General features: G+C 43.3%; 3 protein-coding genes and 1 pseudogene. 2 read left to right on the forward strand and 2 right to left on the reverse strand.

What is annotated here, in order from left to right; translation table 11 throughout:
* The coding region (locus F6K20_RS29320) for a transposase (RefSeq protein WP_287265468.1) at positions 1–198 on the forward strand (198 nt) is incomplete at its 5' end.
* A gap of 148 nt (positions 199–346) precedes the next feature.
* On the opposite strand, the gene F6K20_RS29325 is transcribed toward F6K20_RS29320, so the two are convergent.
* Both F6K20_RS29325 and F6K20_RS29330 read right to left on the reverse strand, forming a co-directional pair.
* Positions 347–2347: a glycoside hydrolase family 10-like protein gene (locus tag F6K20_RS29325; RefSeq protein WP_287250148.1), complete on the reverse strand. Its 2001-nt coding sequence runs from the start codon at positions 2345–2347 to the stop codon at positions 347–349.
* 327 nt (positions 2348–2674) lie between these two features.
* Entirely contained in the window at positions 2675–3193 is a 519-nt protein-coding gene (locus tag F6K20_RS29330; protein ID WP_008191405.1) for a hypothetical protein, read from the reverse strand.
* 68 nt (positions 3194–3261) lie between these two features.
* Between F6K20_RS29330 and F6K20_RS29335 the strand changes: the two are divergent.
* Positions 3262–3564 (forward strand): annotated as a pseudogene (locus F6K20_RS29335) (heterocyst differentiation protein HetZ); the annotation flags it as partial.

Genomic DNA, 3564 nt, shown 5'->3' on the forward strand with positions numbered 1-3564 from the left:
TATCTTCCCGAGTATAGTCCTGATTATAACTTAATTGAATTGGTTTGGCATTCAGCAAAAGAATATATTGCCAATCGAGTTTTCAAATCAATTGAAGAATTAGAATGTTTGTTAAATCATCTTTTAAATGAAGGAGGGTTAATTATAAAATGGGTACGAAAAATAAAAAACAAAGGCAATGCTGTTATCACAGTTTAAATGCGCAACAGCTTACAAGGCTTAAATATCCAACAACTGGACACCTTAATGACAACGGCATTAACAGCTAATTCTTTAGATGAGTTTAGCCAACATCTGCCTTAACCATTGAACCTACCCTAATAGGGATGCCAAGGGCGAACAACCTTTAACCCAACGATACCACAACTCCTAAACTTTCGTTCCCAATCCTATCCACTGCTGACAAGGCATAGATTCCCGACTCTAGCGCTATCTCTAGCGTGGCTGAATTCAGAATTTTGTACAACCTCCAAACCCCATCTTGTTGTCGATAAAGAGTCCAATAACAAATCTCTCCATCACAAACTTTCTGCCAACTTAGCTTACCATCTCTTGCTCTGACATTACCTGGTGTCTTAGGTGGCTCAGTCTTTAACCACTCCATAGTAGGAACAACAGCAGGTTCAGAATAAATAGAGCTTTTCAACTGATCAACCACCTCTAAACGATTTTCTGTGAATACTTTCATGCTATAGAAAATATTCCCTAGGGAGAGTTGAGACACTAGATCGCGGCTAATTTCAACTTGTTCTTCATACTCAGAAATCGGCCACTCTTGTCCATCTAACTTACTGAGTCTATTCCCAGAATAAATGTGTCGATTTTTAGGATTATTTTCTGTCCACCATTGCAGTAAAACCGGATAACTTTGGGCAGGAGGCTCAATGCGCCAGTAAAGTTGAGGAGCAATATAATCGACCCAGCCTTCTTCTAACCATTTTTTCGGGTCAGCATAGATAGCTTCATATTGATCTAATCCCTTAATTTGAGGAGGTTGTCCAGGACGATAAATTCCAAAGGGACTAATCCCAAATTTAACTTTTGGCTTAGTAGCTTTAATGCCAGTGTAGAGACGCTCAACCATCTTATTCACATTGTCCCTGCGCCAATCCCCCAAACTCAGTTCACCCCCAGCTTCCTGATCAGCTTCATAGGTTTTTTGATCAGGAAAATCTTGATCTTTGATAGGATAAGGATAGAAATAGTCATCCAGATGAATCCCATCGACATCATAACGACCCACTACATCCAGAATCACGTTATAAGTCCAGTCCTGAACTGTTTTTACTCCTGGATCCATCCACAATTGTTTACCGTGTTGATACACATAGTTTGAATGGGTAACGCTGATGTGAGGCTTGACTTTTGCGGAAACTTGTGATCCTGTTGCAGCGCGGAACGGGTTAAACCAGGCGTGTAGTTCAATATTGCGTTTGTGACATTCTGCGATCGCAAACTCCAGCGGGTCGTAAAACGGTTCTGGTGCTTGCCCTTGGGTACCTGTTAGCCATTCACTCCAAGGTTCTAATTCTGAGGCATATAACGCATCTCCCGTCGGTCGTACCTGGAAAAACATAGCATTGAGGTTAAGTTCCTCAATCCGGTCAATAATCTCGATCAGTTCCTCTTGCTGTTTTTCTACAGCTAGACCCTTTTCAGAGGGCCAGTCAATGTTCCAGACACTGGCAACCCAAACTCCCCGAAACTCTCGCTGATGGCTAACCTCCCTAGTGGTTTGGAAAGCAACCGTGTATTTTGAGTTTAGGTCTGGCACCTGACCCAAATACGCCAAAGCTTGATAGATAAACCCTGCCACATCAGCACGAGTTGCCACTTGAGTGGGTCGCAGTCGCTTGGGATTGGGATAATTGACAATTATGTTAGCATCCGTAGCGGTGGCTATCCTGTCTCGGGCATAACCAGGAATTTTATCCACATCTTGATAGAGTTGGGGTAGCTCTATCTGTACATCCGATATCTCACTCAAGGGAAGGTTCAAGCCAGCTGCGATCGCTACCAAGGCTTCCACTCGAACCAGATTAGTGTCTGGGCGGAAGCGATTACCAGGATAACCCGACATAAAGCCAGTTTCGTAAGCATATTGAATCGCCTCCAAAGCCCAGTGTTTCTGTGATACATCAATAAACTTCGGAGCAGATCGTTGTTTTTCGGGTTGGGAAAAAGCGTTTTTTAATATGGCAGCAAACTGAGATCGATTCATGGGTAGATTAGGTCGGAATCTGCCATCAGGGAAACCGCTAATCATTCCCTGATTGGCTAAACCTTCAATAAATGGCTTTGCCCAGTGATTTTCCGTATCAGGGAAGCCAGTAAAAGAAGCTACCATAGTTTTATTGCTAGGCATATTGGGGGCTTAACCGCAATTTTAGCCGCACTATTATAGCAAGTGGCAAATTAATACCAAGTTGCGTTTACAGATAGTAAATTCACCGATGGGGAGATGGCCAGAGGTCGTGATGGCACGAAAGAACTATATTGATGCATGATCATGCATCAAAAGTGCCTAGATGAGACCGGATCAGTAATGAAGTGATCAGGGGTGATGGTAATAATGCGTGATTCAATAGTCTTCCGTGTCTTATCCCCTCATCCAGTCATCCCCTCATCCAGTCATCCCCTCATCCAGTCATCCCCTGCTTTGGTGAAGCCATACTTAAGCAATGTCAGGAGGTTGATTGTTAGAATCTGACTTGGGTGCTGACCGGATTTGCTGTAGTTGAGCTTGTATTAAATTTCGTAGGTCCTCTCGAGAGACCTCTGAACCAACCGCTAAATTACCAGGTGTATCAAAGAAAACAGTACTAGTGACGGTGTCGATTGCCAACATCTGAAACAAAATGTGAGTGACTGGCACCCCGCACGCCATAAGTTGAGGATCCCAATCAGAATGAAAATTGGCAGCATCTTGAACAGTCGGAAAAGCATAAATAACATTTTTCTCCAGGTCAGGGTTAGCACGATTACTCAGTGTAGTCAACACCCAACCTTGGTCAAGATTTTGGAGAATGTAATATTCCAGATGGTTTAGTTGTTCCGCCAGAAGTTTGAGTACTGGAGCGATCGCTTCAATCGATTGAGGCGTCGTTCCATCTTGTGGGGCATTATCAATCAAATTGTTAATTTGTTCGTCTAATTCCATAGGAGCTATAGGGTGAGGAATTTGGCTGCACATAGTCTAAACCTAAATCAAATTTGTCGAGAGTACGTGTATGTTAGGGTCGTTATTGAATGAAAATCATGATGAGGGAAGTCTGCCTGGGCGTGGAAGGACTATTTGAACTGCTGTATAACGAACTCCGGCAGTCCACTCGTGCTTCTAAGCAAAACTGCCAGGACGTAGCAAGACGTATCGCTGATGAAGTTAATCGTATTTGCAATGAAAGTAATCGGATTCAAAACTCTGGGGATGTGGACAGCTGGGCTCAAAACCTCGCTAACCATCGTCTCAAGCAAGTTTGTCATTACTACAAACTGGGGTCGCTCCAAGGAAGGGTAGAACTACAGAGTACTCTTAGTGCGATTATCTACCGCTACATTACACCA

Source organism: Moorena sp. SIO2C4 (assembly GCF_010672485.1).
Classification (GTDB): Bacteria; Cyanobacteriota; Cyanobacteriia; order Cyanobacteriales; family Coleofasciculaceae; genus Moorena; species Moorena producens.

Bases quoted from the DNA above. Each gene is read 5' to 3' on its own strand.
- F6K20_RS29325 (WP_287250148.1), bottom strand. From the start codon at position 2,347: ATGGTAGCTTCTTTTACTGGCTTCCCTGATACGGAAAATCACTGGGCA.
- F6K20_RS29330 (WP_008191405.1), bottom strand. From the start codon at position 3,193: ATGTGCAGCCAAATTCCTCACCCTATAGCTCCTATGGAATTAGACGAA.